This is a genomic window from uncultured Paracoccus sp., from assembly GCF_937873615.1.
Taxonomy (GTDB): domain Bacteria; phylum Pseudomonadota; class Alphaproteobacteria; order Rhodobacterales; family Rhodobacteraceae; genus Paracoccus.
The window spans coordinates 28,238-50,623 of record NZ_CALMYP010000036.1; the positions used below are offsets into that span (position 1 = coordinate 28,238).

Annotated in this window: 25 protein-coding genes, 1 tRNA gene and 1 other RNA gene; 12 read left to right on the forward strand and 15 right to left on the reverse strand. The window is 64.8% G+C overall.

The features are described from left to right. Positions 1 to 106: 106 nt before the first annotated feature. Positions 107 to 1,048: a ring-cleaving dioxygenase gene (locus tag Q0330_RS10085; protein ID WP_299478191.1), complete on the reverse strand. Its 942-nt coding sequence runs from the start codon at positions 1,046 to 1,048 to the stop codon at positions 107 to 109. Positions 1,049 to 1,171: 123 nt separating this feature from the next. On the opposite strand from Q0330_RS10085, the gene Q0330_RS10090 reads away from it, so the two are divergent. Beyond that, a complete protein-coding gene (locus tag Q0330_RS10090; protein WP_299478194.1) occupies positions 1,172 to 2,083 on the forward strand; it encodes a LysR family transcriptional regulator in 912 nt (303 codons plus the stop codon). Between the two features lie 35 nt (positions 2,084 to 2,118). Here the strand turns inward: Q0330_RS10090 and Q0330_RS10095 are convergent, their stop codons facing one another. Further along, a complete protein-coding gene (locus Q0330_RS10095; protein ID WP_299478197.1) occupies positions 2,119 to 2,631 on the reverse strand; it encodes a L,D-transpeptidase family protein in 513 nt (170 codons plus the stop codon). 142 nt (positions 2,632 to 2,773) lie between these two features. Between Q0330_RS10095 and Q0330_RS10100 the strand changes: the two genes are divergently transcribed. Further along, on the forward strand, positions 2,774 to 4,057 hold the full coding sequence (locus tag Q0330_RS10100) for a DUF3422 domain-containing protein (RefSeq protein ID WP_299478200.1): 1,284 nt from the start codon (positions 2,774 to 2,776) through the stop codon (positions 4,055 to 4,057). Between the two features lie 131 nt (positions 4,058 to 4,188). After that, positions 4,189 to 4,533 carry an ArsC/Spx/MgsR family protein gene (locus Q0330_RS10105; RefSeq protein ID WP_299478203.1) on the forward strand — a complete coding sequence of 115 codons (345 nt, stop codon included), beginning with the start codon at positions 4,189 to 4,191 and terminating at the stop codon, positions 4,531 to 4,533. Here Q0330_RS10105 and Q0330_RS10110 read toward each other — a convergent pair whose 3' ends face one another. Continuing rightward, the gene (locus Q0330_RS10110; protein WP_299478206.1) at positions 4,534 to 5,088 is read right to left on the reverse strand and encodes a thioredoxin family protein; all 555 of its coding nucleotides are present in this window, start codon (positions 5,086 to 5,088) and stop codon (positions 4,534 to 4,536) included. 165 nt (positions 5,089 to 5,253) lie between these two features. Here Q0330_RS10110 and Q0330_RS10115 point away from each other — a divergent pair, with 165 nt between their 5' ends. The 6 genes from Q0330_RS10115 to Q0330_RS10140 all read left to right on the forward strand — a co-directional run bounded on the left by Q0330_RS10115 (position 5,254) and on the right by Q0330_RS10140 (position 11,030). Further along, entirely contained in the window at positions 5,254 to 6,747 is a 1,494-nt protein-coding gene (locus Q0330_RS10115; RefSeq protein WP_299478209.1) for a glycosyltransferase family 2 protein, read from the forward strand. Positions 6,748 to 6,824: 77 nt separating this feature from the next. Then, positions 6,825 to 7,067, forward strand: a complete 243-nt coding sequence (locus tag Q0330_RS10120; RefSeq protein ID WP_299478212.1) for a BolA family transcriptional regulator — start codon at positions 6,825 to 6,827, stop codon at positions 7,065 to 7,067. A gap of 10 nt (positions 7,068 to 7,077) precedes the next feature. After that, positions 7,078 to 7,440, forward strand: coding sequence for a Grx4 family monothiol glutaredoxin (gene grxD, locus Q0330_RS10125; RefSeq protein ID WP_299478215.1), 363 nt, complete (start codon positions 7,078 to 7,080; stop codon positions 7,438 to 7,440). 156 nt (positions 7,441 to 7,596) lie between these two features. Continuing rightward, positions 7,597 to 8,526, forward strand: a complete 930-nt coding sequence (locus Q0330_RS10130) for a TAXI family TRAP transporter solute-binding subunit (protein WP_299478299.1) — start codon at positions 7,597 to 7,599, stop codon at positions 8,524 to 8,526. Positions 8,527 to 8,592: 66 nt separating this feature from the next. Continuing rightward, a complete protein-coding gene (locus Q0330_RS10135) occupies positions 8,593 to 10,677 on the forward strand; it encodes a TRAP transporter permease (protein WP_299478218.1) in 2,085 nt (694 codons plus the stop codon). After that, positions 10,674 to 11,030 (forward strand): DUF1850 domain-containing protein, encoded by a 357-nt coding sequence (locus Q0330_RS10140; RefSeq protein ID WP_299478221.1) that lies wholly within the window; start codon positions 10,674 to 10,676, stop codon positions 11,028 to 11,030. Before Q0330_RS10135 ends, Q0330_RS10140 begins: the two co-directional genes overlap by 4 nt. A gap of 39 nt (positions 11,031 to 11,069) precedes the next feature. On the opposite strand, the gene Q0330_RS10145 is transcribed toward Q0330_RS10140, so the two are convergent. The 3 genes from Q0330_RS10145 to Q0330_RS10155 all read right to left on the reverse strand — a co-directional run bounded on the left by Q0330_RS10145 (position 11,070) and on the right by Q0330_RS10155 (position 12,242). Continuing rightward, complete coding sequence (locus Q0330_RS10145) at positions 11,070 to 11,687, reverse strand: phage holin family protein (protein ID WP_299478224.1); 618 nt, start codon at positions 11,685 to 11,687, stop codon at positions 11,070 to 11,072. 15 nt (positions 11,688 to 11,702) lie between these two features. After that, positions 11,703 to 12,044, reverse strand: coding sequence for a DUF883 domain-containing protein (locus Q0330_RS10150; protein ID WP_299478229.1), 342 nt, complete (start codon positions 12,042 to 12,044; stop codon positions 11,703 to 11,705). Between the two features lie 121 nt (positions 12,045 to 12,165). Continuing rightward, positions 12,166 to 12,242: transfer RNA gene (locus Q0330_RS10155), tRNA-His, on the reverse strand. 96 nt (positions 12,243 to 12,338) lie between these two features. Here Q0330_RS10155 and Q0330_RS10160 point away from each other — a divergent pair. Beyond that, a complete protein-coding gene (locus Q0330_RS10160; RefSeq protein WP_299478232.1) occupies positions 12,339 to 12,557 on the forward strand; it encodes a DUF6324 family protein in 219 nt (72 codons plus the stop codon). Position 12,558: 1 nt separating this feature from the next. Here Q0330_RS10160 and Q0330_RS10165 read toward each other — a convergent pair whose 3' ends face one another. Continuing rightward, on the reverse strand, positions 12,559 to 13,029 hold the full coding sequence (locus Q0330_RS10165) for an MmcB family DNA repair protein (RefSeq protein WP_299478235.1): 471 nt from the start codon (positions 13,027 to 13,029) through the stop codon (positions 12,559 to 12,561). A 109-nt stretch (positions 13,030 to 13,138) separates the two neighbouring features. Between Q0330_RS10165 and ssrS the strand changes: the two genes are divergently transcribed. Continuing rightward, positions 13,139 to 13,296, forward strand: a non-coding RNA gene (gene ssrS / locus Q0330_RS10170) — 6S RNA. A 93-nt stretch (positions 13,297 to 13,389) separates the two neighbouring features. Here ssrS and Q0330_RS10175 read toward each other — a convergent pair. The 8 genes from Q0330_RS10175 to cysS all read right to left on the reverse strand — a co-directional run bounded on the left by Q0330_RS10175 (position 13,390) and on the right by cysS (position 21,153). Further along, the gene (locus Q0330_RS10175) at positions 13,390 to 14,316 is read right to left on the reverse strand and encodes a DUF481 domain-containing protein (protein ID WP_299478238.1); all 927 of its coding nucleotides are present in this window, start codon (positions 14,314 to 14,316) and stop codon (positions 13,390 to 13,392) included. Between the two features lie 397 nt (positions 14,317 to 14,713). Continuing rightward, complete coding sequence (locus tag Q0330_RS10180; RefSeq protein ID WP_299478241.1) at positions 14,714 to 15,028, reverse strand: hypothetical protein; 315 nt, start codon at positions 15,026 to 15,028, stop codon at positions 14,714 to 14,716. 103 nt (positions 15,029 to 15,131) lie between these two features. Next, a complete protein-coding gene (gene nusB / locus Q0330_RS10185) occupies positions 15,132 to 15,608 on the reverse strand; it encodes a transcription antitermination factor NusB (protein WP_299478244.1) in 477 nt (158 codons plus the stop codon). Continuing rightward, positions 15,605 to 16,156 (reverse strand): 6,7-dimethyl-8-ribityllumazine synthase, encoded by a 552-nt coding sequence (locus Q0330_RS10190; protein WP_299478247.1) that lies wholly within the window; start codon positions 16,154 to 16,156, stop codon positions 15,605 to 15,607. The genes nusB and Q0330_RS10190 overlap by 4 nt, the downstream gene beginning before the upstream one ends. Positions 16,157 to 16,158: 2 nt before the next feature. Continuing rightward, positions 16,159 to 17,277, reverse strand: a complete 1,119-nt coding sequence (ribB, locus tag Q0330_RS10195) for a 3,4-dihydroxy-2-butanone-4-phosphate synthase (RefSeq protein ID WP_299478250.1) — start codon at positions 17,275 to 17,277, stop codon at positions 16,159 to 16,161. A 155-nt stretch (positions 17,278 to 17,432) separates the two neighbouring features. Then, a complete protein-coding gene (locus Q0330_RS10200; RefSeq protein ID WP_299478253.1) occupies positions 17,433 to 18,182 on the reverse strand; it encodes a squalene/phytoene synthase family protein in 750 nt (249 codons plus the stop codon). After that, positions 18,179 to 19,792 carry a citramalate synthase gene (cimA, locus tag Q0330_RS10205; RefSeq protein WP_299478256.1) on the reverse strand — a complete coding sequence of 538 codons (1,614 nt, stop codon included), beginning with the start codon at positions 19,790 to 19,792 and terminating at the stop codon, positions 18,179 to 18,181. The genes Q0330_RS10200 and cimA overlap by 4 nt, the downstream gene beginning before the upstream one ends. Beyond that, positions 19,789 to 21,153, reverse strand: a complete 1,365-nt coding sequence (gene cysS, locus Q0330_RS10210) for a cysteine--tRNA ligase (protein ID WP_299478260.1) — start codon at positions 21,151 to 21,153, stop codon at positions 19,789 to 19,791. Before cysS ends, cimA begins: the two co-directional genes overlap by 4 nt. A 208-nt stretch (positions 21,154 to 21,361) precedes the next feature. Here cysS and glpX point away from each other — a divergent pair, with 208 nt between their 5' ends. Continuing rightward, positions 21,362 to 22,327, forward strand: coding sequence for a class II fructose-bisphosphatase (glpX, locus tag Q0330_RS10215; RefSeq protein ID WP_299478263.1), 966 nt, complete (start codon positions 21,362 to 21,364; stop codon positions 22,325 to 22,327). Positions 22,328 to 22,386 lie beyond the last annotated feature (59 nt).

The following is a 22,386-nucleotide window of genomic DNA, read 5'->3' on the forward strand; positions in this document are numbered from 1 at the left end:
GGAACGGGCGATCCTTCGGGATCGCCCGTTTTTTGTTGCGGTCCGGCTGACGACATGAAAAAGCCGCCGGCGGGTGCCGGCGGCTTTCGGTCTGTCTGCCCGGGGATCAGTCCAGCGGTTTCAGCCCGGCCTCGATCTGCGCCCGGCGCGGCTCCAGGAAGGGCGGCAGGGACAGCGCCTCGCCCATGGTCTCGGCGGGTTCGTCGACGGCGAAACCGGGGCCGTCGGTGGCGATCTCGAACAGGTTGCCGCCCGGCTCGCGGAAATAGAGCGAGCGGAAATAGTAACGCTCGACCTCGCCCGAGGAGGGGATGCGCAACTCGTTCAGGCGCTGCGCCCAGGCATGAATCGAGGCCACGTCCGGGGTGCGGAAGGCGACATGGTGAACCGCGCCCGCGCCCTGACGCGCAACCGGCAGATCGGGCTGGACGGCGACATGCAGTTCCGCCGAGGGACCGCCTTCGCCCATGCCGAAGACATGGACCTGACCCGAACCGTCGGGGCTGGGATAGTCGCGCAGCCGGCGCATGTTCATGACGCTGGTCAGCACCGCCTCGGTCGGGGCGAGGTCGGGCACCGAAATCGTGATCGGGCCGAGGCCGCGGATCTGATGCTCGGCCGGAACCGGGCTGCGATCCCAGGGATGGGTCACGCCGGGCTGATCGGCGGTCAGGCGGAAGCGCTGCCCCTCGGGGTCCTCGAAATCGAGGCTGGCGCGGCTGTCGAGCGTGGTAATGTCGCCCGTTGCGACACCGAGATCGCGCAGCCGCCCGGCCCAGTAATCCAGACTGGCCTCGTTCACGCGCAGCCCGGTGCGGCTGATCGAATGGGTGCCGCGACGTTCGGGCGCGACCGGCCAGTCGAAGAAGGTCAGGTCGGTGCCCGGACTGCCCGCGCCATCGGCGAAGAACAGGTGATAGGCGGATGTGTCGTCCTGATTGACGGTCTTCTTAACCCGGCGCAGCCCCAGGGCTTCGGTATAGAAGCGGTTATTGGCGGGCGCGTCGGCGGTGATCGCGGTCAGGTGGTGAATGCCGGTAAGGTTCATCTTTGGCCTCCTTTGATGTGCTTGGGGCAAATATCGGAGGCGGCTCAGGCGAACACCAGAGCGGGCTTTTCGGAAGCGGCGTTCGGCCCTTGCGAACGGCGGCGGGGCTGATAGACATGGCCCATGCGTTATTCTCTGGACGAAATCGAGACCTTTCTGGCGGTGATGGAACTCAGCACGGTGACCGCCGCCGCCGCCCGGCTGAACCTGTCGAAATCCGTGGTCAGCAAGCGCATTTCGGATTTCGAGGCGGTGGTGGGGGCGGCGCTGTTTCGGCGCAATGCCGGCCGGATCACCCCGACCGAGGCGGCCGACCGGCTGGCCGAGCGGCTGCGCCCGGCTTTGGGCGAACTGGTTGCGGCCACCGAAAGCGCCGCCTGGGGGATGGACGGGGCCACGCCGTTGCGCGGCGCCCTGTCGATTGCCGCGCCGATGAGCTTCGGGACCATGTATCTTTCGCCCATGCTGGCCGATTTCGCCGCCAGACATCCGGGGCTGGAACTGCGCGTCGATTACGACGACCGGTCCCGGGACCTTGCCCGCGAGGGTTACGATCTGGGCATCCGGATCGGCAAGGCCCGCGACGGGGCGCTGATGGCGCGCAAGCTCTGCGAGGATCGACAATATGTCGTCGCCAGCCCCGACTATCTGGCCCGCCATGGCACCCCCGAAAGCCCAGCGGCGCTGCGCGATCACCAGATCATCAGCTATGCGCATCTGTCCGATTCGGCGCTGTGGCAGTTCCGGCTGAACGGCCGCAATGTCTCGCCCGATGTTGCCGCCCGGCTGACCTTCAACAATGGCGAGGCGATCCGGGATATGGCAATCGCCGGCCTCGGCATCGCCATCCTGCCGGGCTTCATCATCGCCGAGGCAAGGCGGGCGGGCCGGCTGGTCGAGATTTTGGATCAGGTCGAAACCCGGGCGCTGCCAATCATGGCGGTCTGGCCGCCGGTTTCGCCGCTGCCGGCCAAGTTGCGGGCGCTGATCGACCATCTGGCGGCTTCGCTGGCAGACGGCGCGCCCTGGCGCTGAGCGATGTGGGGCAGGGCGGTGCCCAGCCGATCCGCTCAGGGATAGATCATGATCGGCGTGCCGTCCGGGACCATGGCATAGATATCCTCGATCTCGGCGTCGGTGACAGCGATGCAGCCGACGGTCCAGTCGCGCTTAGTCGCCACCCGTCCCTCGGGGCCCTGACCGTGGATGAAGATGTCGCTGCCGACCTGCACGCCCTGCGAGAGCGCCCGCGCCTTGTCGGCCTCGTTCGGATAGGAAATCCCGACCGAGAGGTGATAGCGCGAATTCGGATTGCGGCGGTCGATATAGTAAAGACCTTCGGGGGTCTTGCCGTCGCCCTCGTATTCCTTGTTGCCGATGGGCGCATAGCCAAGGCCGAAATTATAGCTCTTGATCGGCTTTGTGCCGGAATAGAAGGTCATCACCCGGCGCGACTTGAACACGTCGATCCGCGTGACGCGCGGGCCGCGATAGGTCTTGAACCTGGAATCGGTGCCCGAACAGGCCGCCATGGCCAGAAGGCTGGCCCCGCCCAGCATCAGTTTCAGGAAGTCCCGCCGCATCGCTGTCCCTCGCCCTTATTCGCGTTTTGTCCATTGTGACCGTCGGGGCAGGGCGGTGCAATGGTGCCACGCTTCACGTCGGCTTGAACGTCGCCGCCTGCTCGCTGTTCCACAAGCCGTTTCGCTTCGCTAGCATCGCGACATGGACCGCAGCCTCGATCATCCCCTGCGCACGACCCTGGTGAACGAGCTTCACGCCCGGCCTTCGCCGCGCATTCATGCGCCCTGCCATGCGATCTATCTGGCCTTCAAGGAACCGGGCGGGACCGCTGGCCGCGACCGGGCCCGGGATATCGGGCATTTGCAGGCGCTGGCAGATCGCCACGGCGCGCCGAAGCCGACACTGGGGGACAGCCATTATTCGGCGACGCTTGGCCGGCACCGGGTGATCTGGGAAAGCCATACCGAGTTTGTCAGCTATACCGCCCTTGCCGAAGGCGTGCCGCGCCAGCCCTTCGATCCCAACCTAGCCGCCATCTTCGCCGAAGACTGGCAGCGCGATGCGCTCGGCAAGCGCGTCACCGCCGTCATGATCCGGGTCGAGCACCTGCCCGAAGACCTCTCGCAGGTGGATGACAGCCTGGCCGAATGGTTCAGCAAGGACAGCCTCGCGGCCTGCTGGGTGCTCGAACGCTCGGCACTGGTCGCATCGGATTTCCGCATCGACCCCGACGGCTGGATGCGTTTCGCCGTCTTCGTCCGCGACAGCGTCGGATCGGGGCGGACAGGGCGCATCATCCAGCGGCTCTGCGAGATCGAGACCTACCGCGCCATGTCGATGCTGGGGCTGGGCCGGGCCCGCGACCTGTCGTCGCGCCTGAACGCGCTGGAGCCGGAACTGGCCGCCATGGTCGAGGACATGGAGGACGGCCCCGCCGAAGGCACGCTGCAGCAGCTTCTGTCGGTCGCATCCCGGCTGGAGGCGCTGGCGACGCAAAGTGCCTTCCGCTTCGGCGCGACCCGCGCCTATGAGGCCATCGTGAACGACCGCATCCGGGCGCTGCGCGAGGACCGTTTTCAGGAAAACCAGCTATTCTCGGAATTCATGATCCGCCGCTACGACCCGGCCATGCGCACCGTGCGCTCGACCGAGGGGCGGCTTGGGCGGATGCTGGAACGCACCGGCCGCGCCGCCGAATTGCTGCGCACCCGGGTCGAGGTGGATCGCAGCACCCAGAACCAGCAGGTGCTGCAAAGCATGGACCGCCGGGCCGAGCTGCAATTGCGGCTGCAACACACGGTCGAAGGGCTGTCGGTGGTCGCGATCAGCTATTACGCCCTGGGTCTTCTGGGCTATGTTCTGGCGCCGGTCGCGAAATCCCTTGGGGTCGACAAGATGCTGCTGATGGCGGCGGCGGTGCCGGTCGTGCTGCTGCTGGCCTGGACCGGACTGAAGCGGCTGAAAGCCGCGATTGATCATTCGTGACTGGACGCGCCGGGGCAGGGCGGCGATAAACGCCCTTAAAACACAGGAGCAGATATGAAATTCGTCCTCGCCCTCGCCGCCATTCTGGCGCTCTCCGCCTGCAATGTGCCGCTGGTGCCGTTGATCTGATCATGAGCAAGACACTGAAAATGTATGGGCTCGACTATTGCTCGACCGTCCAGAAGGCGCGCAAGGCGCTGGAAGGGGCCGGCTGGACGGTGGAGTTCCGCGATGTGAAGGAAGACACGCCGGACAAGGCCGAATGGACGCGGATGCTGGATGCGTTCGGCGAAAAGCTGGTCAATCGCGCCAGCCTGACCTGGCGCGGCATGTCCGAAGAGGAACGTGCCGCCGCGCCCGTGGCGATGCTGGCTGCCAAGCCCGCGCTGATGAAACGCCCGGCGATCGAGCATGATGGCCAGCATTTCCTGGGCTGGACCGCCAATGTCAAACGCGCCTTCGGGATCGACCCCTGATCAGGCCTTCCACTTGATCGAACAGCCCATCGAGGCGGTCTGATCACGCGGACCCTGACCGGTCCGGGCGATCAGGATCATGGCCTCGAAAAGCTCGCGCTTGGCGTCCGGCGGTCCCGGTTGCCGGCCCGACGCATCCAGCCTGCCGCGATATTGCAGCTTGCCCTCGGCATTGTAGCCGAAGAAATCCGGCGTGCATTCGGCCCCATAGGCCCGCGCGACGGATTGGCTTTCATCGTAGAGATAAGGGAAGCTGAAGCCGTGCTTCTCGGCTTCGGCCTTCATGAATTCGGGCGCGTCCTGCGGATAATCCGCGATGTCATTGGCCGAGATCGCGACCACGCCGATGCCGTGATCGCGCTGCAGTTCTGCCGCGTCGCGGGCGATCCGGTCCAGCACCGCCTGCACATAGGGACAGTGATTGCAGATGAAGATCACCAGCGTGCCGCGCGGCCCGCGCAGGTCATCACGCCGGAAGATCCTGCCATCGGGATCCGGCAGCGCGAAATCCGGCATCGCGGCGTCGTAATCGCAAACGGGTGTTGTCACAGCCATGTCAGCCTCGATAGTTATGAGGCATCCGTGATGCGCCAATGTGGTGCTGCGTGCAAGCTTGGCTGGTTTCTGGTTGCCGGTTGGTTACATAATACCGATTATTAATATTTTGGATCGATGTTCCGATGGCTGTCCCCCTGTGGCGCTTCGGGACGAAATGTCGCCATGACAACCGGAGTTCTCATGCCTCACCGCCGGCTGGTGCTGATCACCGTGCCCTCCATGATCGTTCTGCCCTTGCGCCTGATGCAGACGCTGCACCAGAGCGGCAGACAGATCGTCACCGATCCGCTGGCCGGGATCGACGATGTGGCAGCGCGTGCCGAGCGTCTGGCGGCGCTTGTCGCAGATGCCGATCGCGTGGTGCTGCTATCGGCGGCAGGCCTGCACGACTTGCCAGCGCTCGCGACGCTGGGATTGCAGGACAGCCAGATCGTCAGGCTCGACAGCGCCGACCCGGCACGCGCAGCCCTGCGCGCCTTGCGTAACGAGGCATGGATGACCGAAGCGCGCTCAAAAGGTGTCGATGCGTTGCTGCCGATCCCGGATGAGGCAACGTTCCGCATTTCCGTGAATGCAAACCGTTTCAATAACCTGATCCATGAAGTTCAGATAGGAAGGACGATTCTGGACGCTGCCCTGCGGGGGATTTCACCGCGCCGGATCACCGTGGATTGCGGCGATGAGGTCGATCTGGATATTCCTGACCTGCCCCCCTTGCCTGCGGTTGAAGCAGAGCCGTTCTCGGCCCTCACCGAGGATCCCGAAGCGACGGTGATACTGATCCGCAACGCCCGTATTGCCAGCCCGGGCGTGGTTCTGCCGCCCTTGCCGGGGATCACGCAGCGCGCTTCGTCTCCGGTCATGGCCTTTGTCTGTGGGCGCAATGCTTCCTCATATCTATCTGTTTTTATTAAAAAATATATTGACGAAGGCATTCCACTGATCTATATCGACAATGGATCGGATGACGGCTCCGCCGAAATCGCCGCCGGGCTGGTCGGTCGGGGGATCGCGGAGCTGCACCACCTGCCCTATGATGGCAGCTTCTCGGTCGAGGCGCAGCTTCGTCTGAAACAGAAACTGATCGCGCATCACGCGCCCCGTTGGGTGCTGAACATGGATGCCGACGAGATTCCCGAACATCGCGATCCCGGCGCAAGCATCCTGGACATGGCGCGCGACGCTGAAAGACACGGCTATAATGCCCTGAACTTCAATGAATTTGTCTTCCTGCCCCGACCCGGAGAGGATCACGGCGGACAGGATTACGCACAGGAAATGCGGCATTACTATTTCTTCGAGCCGATGCCCTATCGGCTGATCCGCATGTGGCGCCACGGGCTTGGCCTGTCCAATCTCGACAGTGCCGGGCATCGCCTGTCGGGGCCGCTGCGGGTGGCGCCGGTCTCGCATAATCTGCGCCATTACATCGCCCTCAGTCAGCAGGCCGCGCGGCAGAAATATGTCGGCAGGCGCTTTGCTGCGGCTGAACTGGCGCGGAACTGGCACAGAAACCGCACCGGCCTGACCGAGGACGACATCCGCCTGCCCGATCCCGGCGCGCCGCAGATGCGGGAATTGCCGCAAGACGACCCGAAAGCCTTCGACCGCAGCCAGCCGCTCAAGGCCCATTGGTGGCAATGGCCGCGCCCCTGAACGACGCAGGAACCCGTCCCTGCCCTTGCGAGCCGCCTGCCCTTCGCCTACATCTTCTACGAAAGAAGGACGACTGCATGGCCATTGAAGCCCACGAAATCGAAGCCCTGATCCGCGCGGCATTCCCGGATGCGCAGATCACCATCCGCGATCTGGCCGGCGACGGCAATCATTTCGCCGCCGAGGTGATCGACGAATCCTTTCGCGGCCAGAACCGGGTCCAGCAGCAGCGCGCAGTCTATGCGGCGCTGAACGGCAAGATGGACGGGCCCTCGGGCCAGCTTCACGCGCTCGCCCTGACCACCAAAGCCCCCGATTGAGGATATTCCGATGACAGATGCGCGCGCGCAGATCCAGCAGGCACTCGACGAAAACGACGTGGTGCTGTTCATGAAGGGCACCCGGGAAATGCCGCAATGCGGGTTTTCCAGCCGCGTCGCCGGGGTGCTGAACTATATGGGCGTCGCCTATCGCGACGTGAACGTGCTGGCCGATGACGGTATCCGCCAGGGCATCAAGGATTACTCGGACTGGCCGACCATCCCCCAGCTTTACGTCAAGGGAGAGTTCATCGGCGGCTGCGACATCGTCACCGAGATGACCCTTTCGGGCGAGCTGGACCAGCTGTTCGAGCAGAAGGACATCGTCTTCAACAAGGAAGCGGCGGACAAGATCCGCGAAGCAAACGCCTGATCCGAAGGCATAATTTTTCGGCATTCCCGACGCGTGAAGCCCCGCCGCAATGCGGGGCTTTTGCTTTTGACGCCGCCCGGATTCGCACCTAACCTGTCGGCAGTCAAAACCAATAACGGGAGGAACCAGATGACCATTCGCAACCGCGTCGCAGCCATGCTGCTTGGTCTTTCGGCCGCCGCCGCGCCGCTTGGGGCGCAGGCTCAGGATTTCATCAATGTGCTGACCGGCGGCACCTCGGGCGTCTATTATCCGATGGGTGTGGCGCTGTCGAAGATCTATTCCGAGGCCCTGCCCGATGCCAAGGTCCAGGTGCAATCGACCAAGGCCAGCGTCGAGAACCTGAACCTGCTGCAGCAGGGCAAGGGCGAGATCGGCTTCTCGCTTGGCGATTCGGTGAAGCTGGCGGCGGAAGGCAATGCCGATGCCGGGTTCAATGCGCCGCTGGACAAGCTGCGCGGGATTGCCGCGATCTATCCGAACTATATCCAGATCGTCGCCAGTGCGGATTCGGGCATCACCACGCTGGCCGATCTGAAGGGCAAGTCGGTTTCGGTCGGGGCGCCGAAATCGGGGACCGAGCTGAACGCGCGGGCGATCCTCGCCGCCGCCGGGATGAGCTATGACGATCTCGGCAAGGTCGAATACCTGCCCTTCGCGGAATCGGTCGAACTGATGAAGAACCGCCAGCTGGACGCGACGCTGCAATCGGCGGGTCTGGGCGTGGCCTCGCTGAAGGACCTGTCGACCTCGATCCCGATCACCGTGGTTTCGGTTCCGGCCGAGGTGGCGGAAACCCTTGGCGCGCCCTATACCACCGGCGAAATCCCGGCCGGCACCTATGAGGGCCAGGACGAGGCGGTCACCACCGTCGCCGTGCGCAACTATCTGGTGACCTCGGATGCGGTCAGCGACGACACCGCCTATGCGATGACCAAGGCGATGTTCGAAAATCTCGACGAGATGAAGGCCGCCCATGCCGCCGCCAATGCGATCGACGTGCAGAATGCGCTGCAGGGGATGCCGATCCCGGTCCATCCCGGTGCGCAGAAATACTATGACGAGGTCGGCGTAAAGGCCGAGTGATGCTGTCCGGGCCGGGGCGCGCGAGAACCCGCGTTCCGGCCCGATCCTGCCAGTGAAAGCGCCAAGATGACCGTCGATACCCACCCGGCCGAAACGGCCGATCTCGGCCTGCACGATCCGCTGGCCGAAAGTTTTCCGCAGAATCTGCAAGGCCGGCTGCTGTTCTGGATCGCGGTCGCCTTCTCGCTGTACCAGATCGCGACGGCGGCGCATCTGCTGAACCTCAACAGCCAGATCCAGCGCGCCATCCATCTGGGCTTCCTGCTGCTTCTGGGCTTTCCGCTGCTGGCGCTGCTACGCGGGCGCGCAAAGCCCTGGCAGGCGCTGTCCTGGGTCATGGGGCTGATCGGGGTCGGCATCGCCGCCTATCAATGGGTCGAATACGTCCCGCTGATGATGCGCGCGGGCGATATCAACGGTCTGGATACCATGGTCGGCATCCTGACCCTGATCGCCGTCTTCGCCGCCGCCTGGGTGGTCATGGGCCCTGCCCTGCCCGTCGTGGCCGGCGTCTTCCTGATCTATGCGCTGTTCGGGCAGTATTTCCCCGGCGCGCTGCAGACCCGCGGCTATTCGCTGGAACAGGTGGTCGAGCAGATGGCCTTCGGGACCGAAGGCATCTACGGCACGCCGCTTTATGTCAGCGCCACCTATATCTTCCTGTTCATCCTTTTCGGCTCGTTTCTTGAGAAAGCCGGGATGATCAAGCTGTTCACCGATGTTTCGCTTGGCATGGTCGGTCACAAGATGGGCGGCGCGGCCAAGGTCAGCGTCGTGTCATCCGGTCTGATGGGCACGATCTCGGGCTCCGGCGTCGCCAATGTCGTCACCACCGGGCAGTTCACCATTCCGCTGATGAAAAGCTTCGGTTATCGCCCGGCCTTCGCCGGGGGCGTCGAGGCCACCGCCTCGATGGGCGGGCAGATCATGCCGCCGGTCATGGGGGCTGTGGCCTTCATCATGGCCGAGACGCTTGGCGTCGCCTATGTCGAAGTGGTGCGCGCCGCGATCATCCCGGCAATCCTCTATTTCGCCTCGGCCTTCTGGATGGTGCATCTGGAGGCCGGACGCCGCGATCTGCGCGGCATGGCGGTCGAGGACCTGCCCTCGGCCCGCAAGGCATTGCGCGAGGGCTGGTATCTGATCCTGCCGCTGGCAGTCCTCGTTTTCCTGCTGTTCTCCGGCTATACGCCGCTTTATGCGGGTGCGGTCGGCCTTGCGCTGACGATCATGCTGATCCTCGGCGCCTCGCTGATGCTGGGCCTGCCCTCGATGGCGATCCGGGCGATCTTCTGGATCGGGCTTGGGCTTCTGGTCGGCTATCTGCTGCAGGGCAAGCAGGAGGTGATGCTCTGGGCGCTTGTCGCTGTGCTGCTGCTTGTCAGCACGCTCAGTAATGGCGGGCAGGCGACCATCTGGCAGGTGATCGACAGCCTGGCCGAGGGGGCCAAGACCGCCCTGCCCGTCGGCGTCGCCTGCGCGCTTGTGGGCGTCATCATCGGCACCATGACCCTGACCGGGGCCGCGAACACCTTCGGCATCTTCATCGTCAGCGTGGGCGAGAACTCGCTGCTGCTGTCGCTGCTGCTGACCATGATCACCTGCATCGTGCTGGGCATGGGGATCCCGACGATCCCGAATTACATCATCACCTCCTCCATCGCCGCCCCCGCGCTGCTGGAACTGGGGGTGCCGCTGATCGTCAGCCATATGTTCGTCTTCTATTTCGGCATTCTCGCCGACCTGACCCCGCCGGTGGCGCTTGCCTGTTTCGCCGCCGCCCCCATCGCGCGGGAATCGGGCTTCAAGATCAGCCTGGAGGCGATCAAGGTCGCCGCCGCAGGCTTCGTCATCCCCTATATGGCCGTCTATACGCCCGCCCTGATGCTGCAGACCGGCGGGCCGCTGGCCGAGGCGGTGGGCTTTCCGCTGGCCGTGGCCTATATCGTGCTGAAATGCGTGATCGCCATCGGGCTTTGGGGCGTGGCGGTGATCGGCTGGCTTGGGCACCGGCTGGCCATCTGGGAACGCGCTTTGGCCATGGTCGCCGCCTTTACCCTGGTTGCAGCCCTGCCCCTGACCGACGAGATCGGGCTGGCGCTGACGGCGGTCTTCGGCTTCGTCTGGTGGATGAGAAGAAAGCCTGAATGAGCTGCCTTCTGATCGGCGCCGTCGCCCTTGCCTTGTCGGGCGACAGATTCTCGCTGGAATGGACCCATTCGGTCGAGAAGGTCGAATGGCACGAGGAATGGACCGTCAATGATGCCGGATTGCAGTTGACCAAGGCCGCGATCAAGGGATCGGGGGCGGGCATGGAACCGGGGCCGAATGCGAAGCTGGAAAACGGCTGGTGGATCTGGCGCCCGAGCTTGCCACCGATCCCGGAACTGGTGCTGGCCGCATCGGGTGCGACCCCATCGGCCTGGCGTTTCTGCGATGGTGAGGATTGCCGCGATCTTGGGGCGGAGCCGGGCGAGGCGATCACCATCAAACCCTGCCCCTGATGCGAAAAGGCCCGCCAATCTGGCGGACCTGTCTGGCGATCAGTAATAATCGTCCTCGTCCCAATCGTCATAGTAAAAGTCGTCCTTGCCACGACTGCGCCCTAACGTTGAGGCGATGACCACCCCAAGCGCGAAGGCCCCGGCCAGACCGATGGCCGGCCCGGCCTTGGTCCCGACGGCGCGGTCCAATGTCTCGCGCGCATCCTTCAGCGCCTCGCCGCCCTCTCGGGCGATGTCGGACATGGCCGCTTCGGTGTCCTTTACCGTATCGCCGGCCGAGCCGAAGATCGAAAAGACCCGGCTTCGGGCCCCGTCCACGGCAGCCTCAGCCCGGGATTTCGCCTTGTCGATGGCGGCATCTGCCATGCCGCTCAGCCGGGCCTCGATCTCGCTGCGCAATTCCTCGCCCGTGGGCATGGGATGGCTGTGCTTTGACGCGGCCAGCCAGATGATCAGCGCGACGATCAGGAAGGCCACGCCGATGATCAGCGAGGCGACGGTCGGGCCAAGATCCAGCCCCCAGGTCAGCCAGCTCCACAAGGCGGCCAGAAGGAAACCCGCGCCGATCCCGGCCACGGCACCGGCACCGGATTTCATCCCGGTCCGGCGCGCCTTGTCGCCAAGCGCGAGTTGCAGCCGGTCGAGGTAATCGAACATCCGACCCCTGCCCGCTTAGCGACGCGCGATCAGCAGGCCGACCAGAAAGCCGACGCCGGCGGCAATGCCAAGCGCCTGAGCCGGGTTGCGGCGCACCGCCGCCGACAGATCGTCATAGTAATCCTCGGCATGAGAGGCGATCTGATGCGCCCCGTCCTGACCGCGACGGTACAGCCGGCGGGTCTCGTCGCGGGCGGCCTCGGCATATTCATGGCCCAGCTCGCGCGCGGATTCGGCGTATTCCCCGGCCTTTTCGCGCGCCTGACGGGCAGCCTCCTGCGCCTTTCCGGCGGCGGCTTCGGCGGCGGCCTTGATCTCTTCCTTCTTCGTCTCGGCATTCTGATCGTTGCGGGGCATGGCAGTCTTCCTTCCGAGGTGAGTTCAGGGTTGCAAGGCAAAACGCGGGCCGGCGGCGACCCGTTCCGGCGGATGCCATAAATCTTTGACAACCGGGGCGCGCGTTCGCAGATTTGGGAAATGGTACCGCCTCCCCGGCTTGAACGGGGGACCTCTGGATCCACAATCCAGCGCTCTAACCAACTGAGCTAAGGCGGCACGGTTGGCGTCGTTTACCGCCGCAATGCACAGGATGCAAGGCCGGACTTGCCGCAATTTCGCCATCGGGTTAGGACGGAAAAAAAGGACAGCGCCATGGGCATCAACAGCGAAAGCGATATCTCCGCGAATATCCAGATCGGGCCGACCGATCAGGGGATGGTGCGGATCTATGTCGAGGGCGACGGCATCGACCTGCCGCTGGACTTCGACCCCGAGGAGGCCGCCGAAATCGCCGAGGAGCTTCTGGCCGCAGCCGAGGCGGCGCGCGATCTGAGCGCCCCAAAATCCGGCAAGGGCAAGCCGCGCCGTTAGATTAGGTGCCGCGTTCCGGCTGTCCGCCTGCGACCGGGTCGGTCAGGGCCTGCAACCGGATCGAGGCTGTCCGGGCGATGTCCCGCGTCAGCCGCGTGCGCCGCGCCCCGGCCATCTTCGTCAGCGGCGAATCGCGCAGGATCTCGGCGCCGTAAGCGTCGGCGCGGATCAGCCCGGTATCGGGCGGCAGCAGATCATCGGGGAAATCGGTATCGACGGCCCAGAAGAAACGGTCGCTCCATTCCAGATAGTTCTGCCATTTGCGGTCGGCGGTGAAATCCGCCCGCCCGCTTTTGCATTCGACGATCCAGATCTCGCCCTTTGGCGTGATCGAGATCACATCGACCCGCAGCCCGCGCGAGGGCACGAATTCACACAGCACCGCGTGATCGAGACTGCGCAGCAGCCGTGCCACGCCCCGCGCCAGGCGGAATCCGGGTTGCTCGGGAAGGTTCGGCTCGGTCATTTGCATGGGCAGATCATGAACAAAGCACAAACATCATGCAAGCCCCTGCCCCGCTTCGGCCCCGGTCGGGCGGTCTTGAAAGGCGCTAGGAACGCGCCTATTTCTGATCCTCGGCGGGTTTCTGCTCTTCTCGTGCGGGCCACTTTTTCCACTGGCCTATAATTTCTCGATGGGGGCTGGCTCTGTCATGGCCCTGGTCATGTTACCCGGCGCCCACCTGGTTCTCCAGGCTTTCGGGAAAACCTGCGCGCCCACGGTCGCTGCGGTTCCCGCCACAAGCCGTCCCTTCGGGGGCGGCTTTCTCGTAAGGTAGAAGGGCGGCCCAAGGACCGCCCTTCGCCGAGAGGCCTCGATCCGAGGGAAGGATCAGAAGCCGTAAACCAGAGACACGCCCAGCGTATTGTCGGTGCGGATCTCACGGTTTTCCTGGTAATCGGTCGACAGCGACACGCGGGTTGCCAGCGTGTCCGACATCTTCACGTTCATGCCCAGTTCGTTGGTGATCTCGTCACCGGCCGAATCCGAGGTCAGGTAATCGGTGTCATTGGTGATGAACAGGTTTTCGTTGATCCGGTGATAGACCCGCGACGACAGGATATAGCCCGTCTCGGTTTCCGATTTCAGGTAATCGGGCTCATCCATATCGACCATCTTGGTGTAACGGACACCGATACCGGCCTGAACGCGCCAGGTGGTGTCCGGCGTGTTGATGACGCGATAACCCGGACCGAAGCCAAGGAAGGCGTCCCGCTTCTTGCGACCCGGCAGATCGTCGATGTCATCGGCAGACAGGGTGCCATCGGCATAGTCGTCAAGATCGTCCTGCACCATGCCGTCATTGTTGATACGGCCAAGCGCAAAGGCATAGAAACGGTCGTTGAAGTAGTATTGCGCGTCATAGATCGCGTAGACTTCTTCCTTGTCCTTGTCGCCGTCATCATCTTCGCCATATTCGATGCCGAGGCCGACCGACTGTGCGAACCGGCCCTGATTATAGGCCATGCGGGCGGCAAGGGCGAAGTCCTGGCCCTCGTCATTGCCGGTCGAACCGGCATAGGTCAGCGACACGCCGCCGAACAGGCCCTGACGGCGATCGTTCGGACCGAAACGGTCGGCATCGTTGGAACGGGCGAAATCGTCTTCGACCGCGTCCTGCACGTCGTCGAGGCGATCGTTCACATCCGAAACGCCCGAGATATTCGCACCGGTCGTGATTTCGGTCTGGGCGAATGCCGGGAACGACAGGGTGGTTGCGATGGCGGTGGCGCCAGCAATAAGAGCAACTGCTTTCATGGTCTCCATCCTCTTTTTATGGTGGCGCGACATTCGGCGTCGCGCTGTCTCCGTTGCATCACCTACGCCCCGTCCGGCGGGCTTTCCACGACCCGGGATGCGGTTGTCCAGATGTCGAAAATGTGACGGCGCGAGAGGAAACCAATGGCGGAATCGGTGCCGAATCTGCCGCTCGCGGCCAAAACCTGTTTGCGATCAATTCGATTCCAGCGGCACTGAACATATCAGTTTGTTCACGCTGCGTTCACGGCGTCGGCGCCGAGGTTTCAGTTCCGTTACCAAGGCCGAAATAACGTGAATCGACCGTGATCGAGTTGCCACATCGCGTTAACGAAATGCGGCGCCCGTTGGCGCCGCTCGTTTGACATTCATTTGGCAGATGCAGCCGGTGGGGCGATCAGCGCAGCCGATTCGCGCGCCGCGCCGGCTGAGTGACCCGGGCGCGTTCGGTGAAGATCCGCACCCGCCGCCCGCCGCCGCCGTTCTGATCGTCCGAGGCCAGCCGCATCACCGCAATGGCGAACTGGACGCCGGCGAAAAGCACGGTGTGAAACACCACCAGCATCAGCACGGCGACCCAGCCCATCCGGTCCGCGAAGACAAGGTGCCGAAGGTTGGCGATATCGAAACCGATCAGCATGGCGGTAAAGGCCACCGCAAGGCCGAAGCCGATGGCGACATTGACGATATAAAGGCGAATGAGCTTGGGCATGGCAATTCTCCGGAATGCGAGACTCAGTCTAGCACCAAAGCTTGCCGATGAATATGCCCGCAACGCGACGTGAAAACTGACAGAGCCGGCGCGGCTGGCGCGCCTAGTCGAACTTTTCCGGCGCCGCCTCGCGGGCCATGTGGTCCAGCACCGCATTGACGAATTTCGCCTCGCGCCCATCGGGGAAGAAGGCATCGGCAATGCCGACATATTCGCTGATGATCACCCGAGGCGGGGCCTTGGCGGCGGTCAGTTCCGCACCGGCGGCACGAAACAGCGCCCGCAGCACCGGGTCGATCCGGTCGATGGGCCAGCGGGCGACCAAAGCGCGGTCGGTCATCTGGTCGACCTTGGCCTGCCAGGTCACGGCATCGTCGAGGATGCGGGCGAACAGCGCCTCGTCGGCCTCGGCCGAGATTTCGTCCTCGCTCTCGTGACCGATGCGCCAATCCTCGAACTCGCGCCGGACGCGGTCGGCGGACTGGCCGGCGGCCTCCATCTGGAACAGCGCCTGCACGGCATAGAAGCGCGCGGCGGTGCTGCGCTGGCGTCGTTCGTCATGTCGTCTGGGGCTGCTCATGCGCCGGTCGGTCCTTCAAGTCGGCCCGCGAGGCGGATGGGATCATGCGCCCCGGGATCGGGGGCCGAGCGTTCGCGGGTGGGCGCGTATTTGCGCGACAACGCGACCAGATGCAAGGCCGCCGCTGCGGCGCCGCCGCCCTTGTCCTGATCCTGAGGATCGGCACGGACCTCTGCCTGCTCGATATTTTCGACCGTCAGGATACCATTGCCGATGGCGACGCCTTCCAGCCCCAGCAGCGTCAACCCGCGAGAGCTGTCATTGCAGACGGTATCGTAATGCGTGGTCTCGCCCCGGACCACGCAACCAAGTGCGACGAACCCGTCAAAGCGCCCGCTGCGCGCGGCCATGCCGATGGCGGTGGGGATTTCGAGCGCGCCCGGCACCTCGATCAGATCGACCACGGCGCCGGCCCGCGCGGCCATGGCGCGGGCACCGGCGATCAGCCCGTCGGCGATGCCCCGGTAATAGGGCGCGACCACGATCAGCAGCCGGACCGGCGTGTCGAAACGCGGCAGCGGAAGGGCTTCATGCGCGGTTCCGGCCATTCTCATCCCCTCTCGATGGCGCGCGTCTCGGCGATGGACAGCCCGTAGGCGTCCAGCCCGACGATCTTCAGCGGTGCGGTATTGGTCAGCAGGATTAGCTCCCGCAGGCCGAGCGTCGAGAGTATCTGTGCCCCGACCCCGTATTGGCGCAGCGTATGCGGGCTGACCTCGCCCTCGCCCGTGATCTTCTGGCTGAGATCGCGGATCAGCACCACGACGCCCCTGCCCTCCTCGGCGATCATGCGCATGGCGGCGGGCAGATCGCCGGCCCCCGCGCGCGCGATGCCCAGCGCGTCATGCAAGGGATCGAGCGCATGCATCCGCACCATCACAGGCCCGGGCGTCGAGATATCGCCCTTGGACAGCACGATATGTTCCGCGCCCTGGGTCTCGTCGGCGAAGATGCGCATCATCCAGTCGCCACCATGGACCGATTGCACCGGCCGCTGCGCGCGTTCCGAGATCAGGTTGTCGTGACGCCGCCGATAGGCGATCAGGTCGCTGATGGTGCCGATCTTCAGCCCGTGGCGTTGCGCGAAGGCGATCAGGTCGGGCAGCCGGGCCATGGTGCCGTCCTCGTTCATGATCTCGCAGATCACGCCCGAAGCGTTCAGCCCGGCCAGCCGGGCGATATCGACGGCGGCCTCGGTATGGCCGGCGCGGACCAGCACGCCGCCCTCGCGGGCGCGCAGCGGGAAGACATGGCCCGGCGTGGCGATGTCGGCCGCGCCCTTGGTCGGGTCGATGGCCACGGCCACGGTGCGGGCGCGGTCATGGGCCGAAATCCCGGTCGTCACCCCCTCGCGCGCCTCGATCGACATGGTGAAGGCGGTCTCGTGCCGGCTGGAATTCTTCGGCGACATCAGCGGCAGGCCAAGCGCGTCGATCCGGCTGCCCGGCAGCGACAGGCAGATCAGCCCGCGGCCATGGGTGGCCATGAAGTTGATCGCATCGGGCGTCGCCATCTGCGCCGGAATGACCAGATCGCCCTCGTTCTCGCGGTCCTCGTGATCGACGAGAACGCACATGCGGCCATTGCGGGCATCCTCGATGATCTCCTCGATGCTGGAGATCGCGTCGGACCAGTCCCGCTCTACCGGACCCGGAGTTTCATATTGCATCTGGGGCGCACCTTCCTGATCCGAAATCGATTCTGACCGGTCAAGTTTATGACCTGCCGGCATCTATCCTGCAACGGCGCTGCCCGGGCGCAGGTTGTCGCAGGTCGACTGAACGGCACAGTTTCGTCGCGTCACGGCGCACCGGGCGGGCGCTTTCAGCCCTGCCAGCGCCCCCGGAATGCCAGCGCGGCATAGGAGAGCTTGCGCCGAAACTCCGATATCGCCGCGTTCTGCCCGGCAGCGACGGCGCGCAGCACCTGCCGCGCCCCGGCCCCGGCGAAAAGCGCAGGCGCCGCGCGACGCGGCAGCCCCCGGCCCATTTGGCGCGCCCTATCGAGCGCTGCCAGCCCGGTCCCGGCCAGCCCCGCCAAGGCGTCGGGCGCATCGCCCGCCAGCCCCATATTCATCGCGCGCAGCCGTGGATAGGCGCCAAGCCATGCCGCCAGCCCGGCCCCCCGCGCCTGCTCGTCGATCAGGGCGTCATACCCGTCCAGCCCGCAGCCCCGCGCCGCCAGCCGCATCAGCGTGCCGGTGCAGCCGTCGATATGGGCCAGAAGTGCCGCCTGACCGGCGAAGGGTTCGCGCAAGCTGTCCTGCTGGCGCGCCTCGATCAGCCCGGCCAGCGGCGCGATCTCCGGCCCCCAGGCCTCGAACAGCGGCAAGGCGATCTCGTGAGGCGTGGGCGCGCGCCCCTCGGCCATGGCCGCGACCTGATCGGCCCACCATTGCAGGCGCATCTGGCAGATCAGCGGCTCGAGAGAGGCGATGGCGGCACGCGCGATCTCCAGATTGGCGGCATAAAGCGTGGCCAGCTTCGCCCGGTCATGCGGCTCGGCGGCCATGGTGCTGGCGAAACGGTCGGGATCGGCCCCGCGCAGCAATTCGGCGCAATGTTCCGGCGTCACGCCGTCGCCCCGTCATGGATCAGCTTCCAGACGATGGCGTCGTGCAGGGCCTCAAAACTGGCATCGACGATGTTCGGGGACACGCCGACGGTGGACCAGCGATTGCCCTGCCCGTCCTCGCTGTCGATGGTGACGCGGGTCACCGCCTCGACCCCGCCGCCGGTGATGCGGACGCGGAAATCGGCCAGCCGCATGTCGTCGATGCTGGCCTGATAGGCACCCAGATCCTTGCCGAGCGCGCGCCACAGCGCATTGACCGGGCCGCGATCGTCATGATCGGCCTCGCCATGCGATTCGCTGACCGACATGACCCGCTGGCCGTGGATCTGCACCGTCACCACCGCTTCGGAAACCGAGACCTGCGCGCCCTTCGCATTCCGCCGACGCTCGACGATGACCCGGTAGCGTTCGACATCGAAGAAGCGCGGCAGCTGGCCCAGATGGCGGCGCGCCAGCAGTTCGAAACTGGCCTGCGCCACGTCATAGGCATAACCCTGATCCTCGCGCGCCTTCACCTCGGTCAGGATCGCGGCCAGATCCGCGCCTTCGGGGATCTCAAGCCCCGCATCCTTCAGCCGCGCCCGCAGGTTCGATTGCCCGGCCTGGTTCGACATCGGGATGATGCGGGCATTGCCGACGCTTTCGGGCGGCACATGTTCATAGGTCGTCGGGTTCTTGACGATGGCGCTGGCATGAAGCCCGGCCTTATGCGCGAAGGCCGAAGCCCCGACATAGGGCGCGTTCGGCGCCGGCGCGCGGTTCAGGATCTCGTCCAGCCGGCGCGAGGTCTTCTGCAGCGATTTCAGCGCATCCGCCGTGATCTGCGGCACGAGCGCGGTAAATTCCGGCTTCAGGGCCAGCGTCGCCATCAGCGTGGTCAGATTGGCATTGCCGCAGCGCTCGCCCAATCCGTTCAGCGTGCCCTGCACCTGCCGCGCGCCCGCCCGGATCGCGGCGAGGCTGCCCGCCACCGCATTGCCGGTATCGTCATGGGTGTGGATGCCCAGCCTTTCGCCGGGGATGCCGGCGGCAATGACCTCGGCCACGATCTGCGCGATCTCATGCGGCAGCGTGCCGCCATTGGTGTCGCACAGCACGATCCAGCGTGCGCCGGCATCGCGCGCCGCCAGCAGGCATTGCAGCGCATAATCGCGATTCGCCTTCCAGCCGTCGAAGAAATGTTCGGCATCGAACAGCGCCTCGCGCCCGAGGCCGACGATATGCGCCAGCGAGGCCGAGATATTGTCGAGGTTTTCGTCCAGCGTGATCCGAAGCGCCTCGTGCACATGGAAATCATGGGTCTTGCCGACCAGACAGACGCTGCCGGTCCCGGCATTCAGCACCGCCGCCAGAACCTCGTCATTGCCGGCGGAGCGTCCGGCCCGCTTGGTCATCCCGAAGGCCGTCAGCGTGGCGCGGGTTTTTGGGGGATTGTCGAAGAACTCGCTGTCGGTCGGGTTCGCACCCGGCCAGCCGCCTTCGATATAGTCGAGACCAAGCGCGTCGAGCATCCGCGCGATTTCCACCTTCTCGGCAGCCGAGAACTGCACGCCCTGCGTCTGCTGGCCGTCGCGGAGCGTGGTGTCGTAGAGGTAAAGGCGGTCGGTCATATCTGCTCCAACTCCGCTGCGCTGAACCCGGGACCGGCGGACAGTTCAACACCTGTCGCGGTCATTCGAATTTCGACACCGGCAGCCGTCAGCTTTTGCTTCATCGCGTCCACCGCCGAAAAATCCTTGCTGGCCTTGGCCGCAATACGCAGCGCGTCCAGTTGCGCCGCAAAGCCTGCAAGGTCCGGCCCGCCCGCGACCCAATCGCCAAGCCTGTCGTCAAGCAGTCCGACAAGTGCTGCCGAAGCTTTCAGCGCAGGAATATCCCCATCCTTCGCCAGATCATGCAGCGCCGCAATCGCCCCCGCCGTATTCAGGTCATCCGCAAGTGCGGCGATCACAGCGGGGGCCGGGCTGGCAGAGGGCTCGATGCCCTCGGTCAGGCCGCGCCACTTGCGCAATGTCGCCTCGGCCTCGCGCACCTTCTCCGCCGTCCAGTCCATCGGCTTGCGGTAATGCGTCATCAGCAGCACATAGCGGATCACCTCGCCCGGAATGCCCTGATCGAGCAGGTCGCGGACGGTGAAGAAATTGCCGAGGCTCTTGGACATCTTCTTGCCCTCGACCTGCAGCATCTCGTTATGCAGCCAGACATTCGCCATCACCTCGCTGCCATGGGCGCAGCGGCTCTGGGCGATTTCGTTCTCGTGATGGGGGAATTGCAGGTCGATACCGCCGGCATGGATGTCGAAGACATCGCCCAGCAGTTCCGCCGACATGGCCGAGCATTCGATATGCCAGCCGGGCCGGCCATGACCCCAGGGCGAGTCCCAACCCGGCTGATCGCCGCTCGACGGTTTCCACAGCACGAAATCCATCGGATCGCGTTTATAGGGCGCGACCTCGACCCGGGCGCCGGCGATCATGTCGTCCAGTGACCGCCCCGAGAGCCTGCCATATTCCGGGAACTTGCGGACCTCGAACAGGACATGCCCCTCGGCGGCATAGGCGAAACCCTTGGCGATCAGATCCTCGATCATGGCGATCATCTGGGCGATGTAATCGGTCGCGCGCGGCTCATGGGTCGGTCGCAGCGCGCCAAGCGCGTCCATGTCGTCGTGATACCAGCCGATGGTCTCCTCGGTGATGTCGCGAATGGGCCGCCCGGTCTCGGCGGCGCGGGCGTTGATCTTGTCGTCGACATCGGTGAAGTTCCGCACGTAAGTCACGGCATCTTCGCCATAAACATGGCGCAGCAGCCGGAACAGCACGTCGAAGACCACCACCGGGCGCGCATTGCCCAGATGGGCGCGATCATAGACAGTCGGGCCGCAGGCATAGACGCGGATATTTTTCGGATCGATGGGGTCGAACCGTTCCTTCTTGCGGATGCGCGTATTGGTCAGGCTGATTTCGACCATGGTTCCCCCTTGCGGGGATCCGGTCACAGCACCTCGCCCCGCAGAAATGCGTCAGCGGATAATGCAGCAGGTGATGCGGCGTGCGAACATGGGCATCGCTTATCGCATCGCGCCGCCGCTGCCAAGCCCACCGTTAGCGCCCCCAGTCTTGCCGCCGTCACGAACCCCGCCTAGACAGGCCGCAACCACCCCTTTCCGGAGAGAAAAGATGCCCGCGTCCAAGGATTTCAACGACCGTATGCTCTCGCTGGGCCTCGCCCGCGTGTCCGAGGCCGCAGCCCATGCCTCGGCCACGCTGATCGGGCGCGGCGACGAAAAGGCCGCCGATCAGGCCGCCGTGAACGCCATGCGCGACCAGTTGAACCTTCTGGATATCAAGGGCGTCGTCGTCATCGGCGAGGGCGAGCGCGACGAGGCCCCGATGCTGTTCATCGGCGAGGAAGTCGGCAATGGTTCGGGCCCCGAGGTCGATATCGCCCTCGACCCGCTGGAAGGCACGACGCTGACCGCGAAGGACATGCCCAATGCCCTGACCGTGATCGCCATGGCCCCGCGCGGCACGCTGCTGCACGCCCCCGATGTCTATATGGACAAGCTGGCCATCGGGCCGGGCTATGCGAAGGACGTGGTCAGCCTCGACATGACCCCGACCGAGCGGGTGGCGGCACTGGCCAGGGCCGGTGGCGTGAAGGCCACCGACATCACCGTCTGCATTCTGGAACGCCCCCGCCACGAGGACCTGATCGCAGAGGTCCGCGCCACCGGCGCCGCAATCCGGCTGATCACCGATGGCGATGTGGCCGGCGTCATGCATTGCGCCGAACCAGACCTGACCGGGATCGACATGTATATGGGTGCCGGCGGCGCGCCTGAGGGCGTTCTGGCGGCCTCGGCGCTCAAATGCATGGGCGGGCAGATGTGGGGAAGGCTGCTGTTTCGCAATGACGACGAACGTGGCCGCGCCCGCAAGGCCGGCATCGCCGATTTCGACCGCATCTATTCGCGCGACGACATGGTGACGGCGGATGTGATCTTCTCGGCCACCGGGGTGACCAACGGTTCCATCGTGCGCGGCGTGAAGCGCGAACCGAAATTCCTGGAGACCGAGACCATCCTCATGCGCTCGAAAACCGGCTCGGTGCGGCGGATGATCTATCGCAACCCGATCAGGTGAGCGGACGCTGACAGCCATTGATGGACTTGCAAGCGGCGCGGCACTGGCGCAGAACCCTG

What these genes read in the sequence shown, in the direction of transcription:
- grxD (WP_299478215.1), top strand. Translation starts at nt 7,078, where the DNA reads ATGACAGATGCGCGCGCGCAGATCCAGCAGGCACTCGACGAAAACGAC.
- nusB (WP_299478244.1), bottom strand. Translation starts at nt 15,608, where the DNA reads ATGAGCAGCCCCAGACGACATGACGAACGACGCCAGCGCAGCACCGCC.
- Q0330_RS10095 (WP_299478197.1), bottom strand. Translation starts at nt 2,631, where the DNA reads ATGCGGCGGGACTTCCTGAAACTGATGCTGGGCGGGGCCAGCCTTCTG.
- Q0330_RS10115 (WP_299478209.1), top strand. Translation starts at nt 5,254, where the DNA reads ATGACAACCGGAGTTCTCATGCCTCACCGCCGGCTGGTGCTGATCACC.
- Q0330_RS10160 (WP_299478232.1), top strand. Translation starts at nt 12,339, where the DNA reads ATGGGCATCAACAGCGAAAGCGATATCTCCGCGAATATCCAGATCGGG.
- Q0330_RS10090 (WP_299478194.1), top strand. Translation starts at nt 1,172, where the DNA reads ATGCGTTATTCTCTGGACGAAATCGAGACCTTTCTGGCGGTGATGGAA.
- Q0330_RS10180 (WP_299478241.1), bottom strand. Translation starts at nt 15,028, where the DNA reads ATGCCCAAGCTCATTCGCCTTTATATCGTCAATGTCGCCATCGGCTTC.
- Q0330_RS10190 (WP_299478247.1), bottom strand. Translation starts at nt 16,156, where the DNA reads ATGGCCGGAACCGCGCATGAAGCCCTTCCGCTGCCGCGTTTCGACACG.
- Q0330_RS10085 (WP_299478191.1), bottom strand. Translation starts at nt 1,048, where the DNA reads ATGAACCTTACCGGCATTCACCACCTGACCGCGATCACCGCCGACGCG.
- cysS (WP_299478260.1), bottom strand. Translation starts at nt 21,153, where the DNA reads ATGGTCGAAATCAGCCTGACCAATACGCGCATCCGCAAGAAGGAACGG.
- glpX (WP_299478263.1), top strand. Translation starts at nt 21,362, where the DNA reads ATGCCCGCGTCCAAGGATTTCAACGACCGTATGCTCTCGCTGGGCCTC.
- cimA (WP_299478256.1), bottom strand. Translation starts at nt 19,792, where the DNA reads ATGACCGACCGCCTTTACCTCTACGACACCACGCTCCGCGACGGCCAG.
- Q0330_RS10120 (WP_299478212.1), top strand. Translation starts at nt 6,825, where the DNA reads ATGGCCATTGAAGCCCACGAAATCGAAGCCCTGATCCGCGCGGCATTC.
- Q0330_RS10175 (WP_299478238.1), bottom strand. Translation starts at nt 14,316, where the DNA reads ATGAAAGCAGTTGCTCTTATTGCTGGCGCCACCGCCATCGCAACCACC.
- Q0330_RS10145 (WP_299478224.1), bottom strand. Translation starts at nt 11,687, where the DNA reads ATGTTCGATTACCTCGACCGGCTGCAACTCGCGCTTGGCGACAAGGCG.
- Q0330_RS10110 (WP_299478206.1), bottom strand. Translation starts at nt 5,088, where the DNA reads ATGGCTGTGACAACACCCGTTTGCGATTACGACGCCGCGATGCCGGAT.
- Q0330_RS10105 (WP_299478203.1), top strand. Translation starts at nt 4,189, where the DNA reads ATGAGCAAGACACTGAAAATGTATGGGCTCGACTATTGCTCGACCGTC.
- Q0330_RS10130 (WP_299478299.1), top strand. Translation starts at nt 7,597, where the DNA reads ATGCTGCTTGGTCTTTCGGCCGCCGCCGCGCCGCTTGGGGCGCAGGCT.
- Q0330_RS10165 (WP_299478235.1), bottom strand. Translation starts at nt 13,029, where the DNA reads ATGCAAATGACCGAGCCGAACCTTCCCGAGCAACCCGGATTCCGCCTG.
- Q0330_RS10140 (WP_299478221.1), top strand. Translation starts at nt 10,674, where the DNA reads ATGAGCTGCCTTCTGATCGGCGCCGTCGCCCTTGCCTTGTCGGGCGAC.
- Q0330_RS10135 (WP_299478218.1), top strand. Translation starts at nt 8,593, where the DNA reads ATGACCGTCGATACCCACCCGGCCGAAACGGCCGATCTCGGCCTGCAC.
- ribB (WP_299478250.1), bottom strand. Translation starts at nt 17,277, where the DNA reads ATGCAATATGAAACTCCGGGTCCGGTAGAGCGGGACTGGTCCGACGCG.
- Q0330_RS10150 (WP_299478229.1), bottom strand. Translation starts at nt 12,044, where the DNA reads ATGCCCCGCAACGATCAGAATGCCGAGACGAAGAAGGAAGAGATCAAG.
- Q0330_RS10100 (WP_299478200.1), top strand. Translation starts at nt 2,774, where the DNA reads ATGGACCGCAGCCTCGATCATCCCCTGCGCACGACCCTGGTGAACGAG.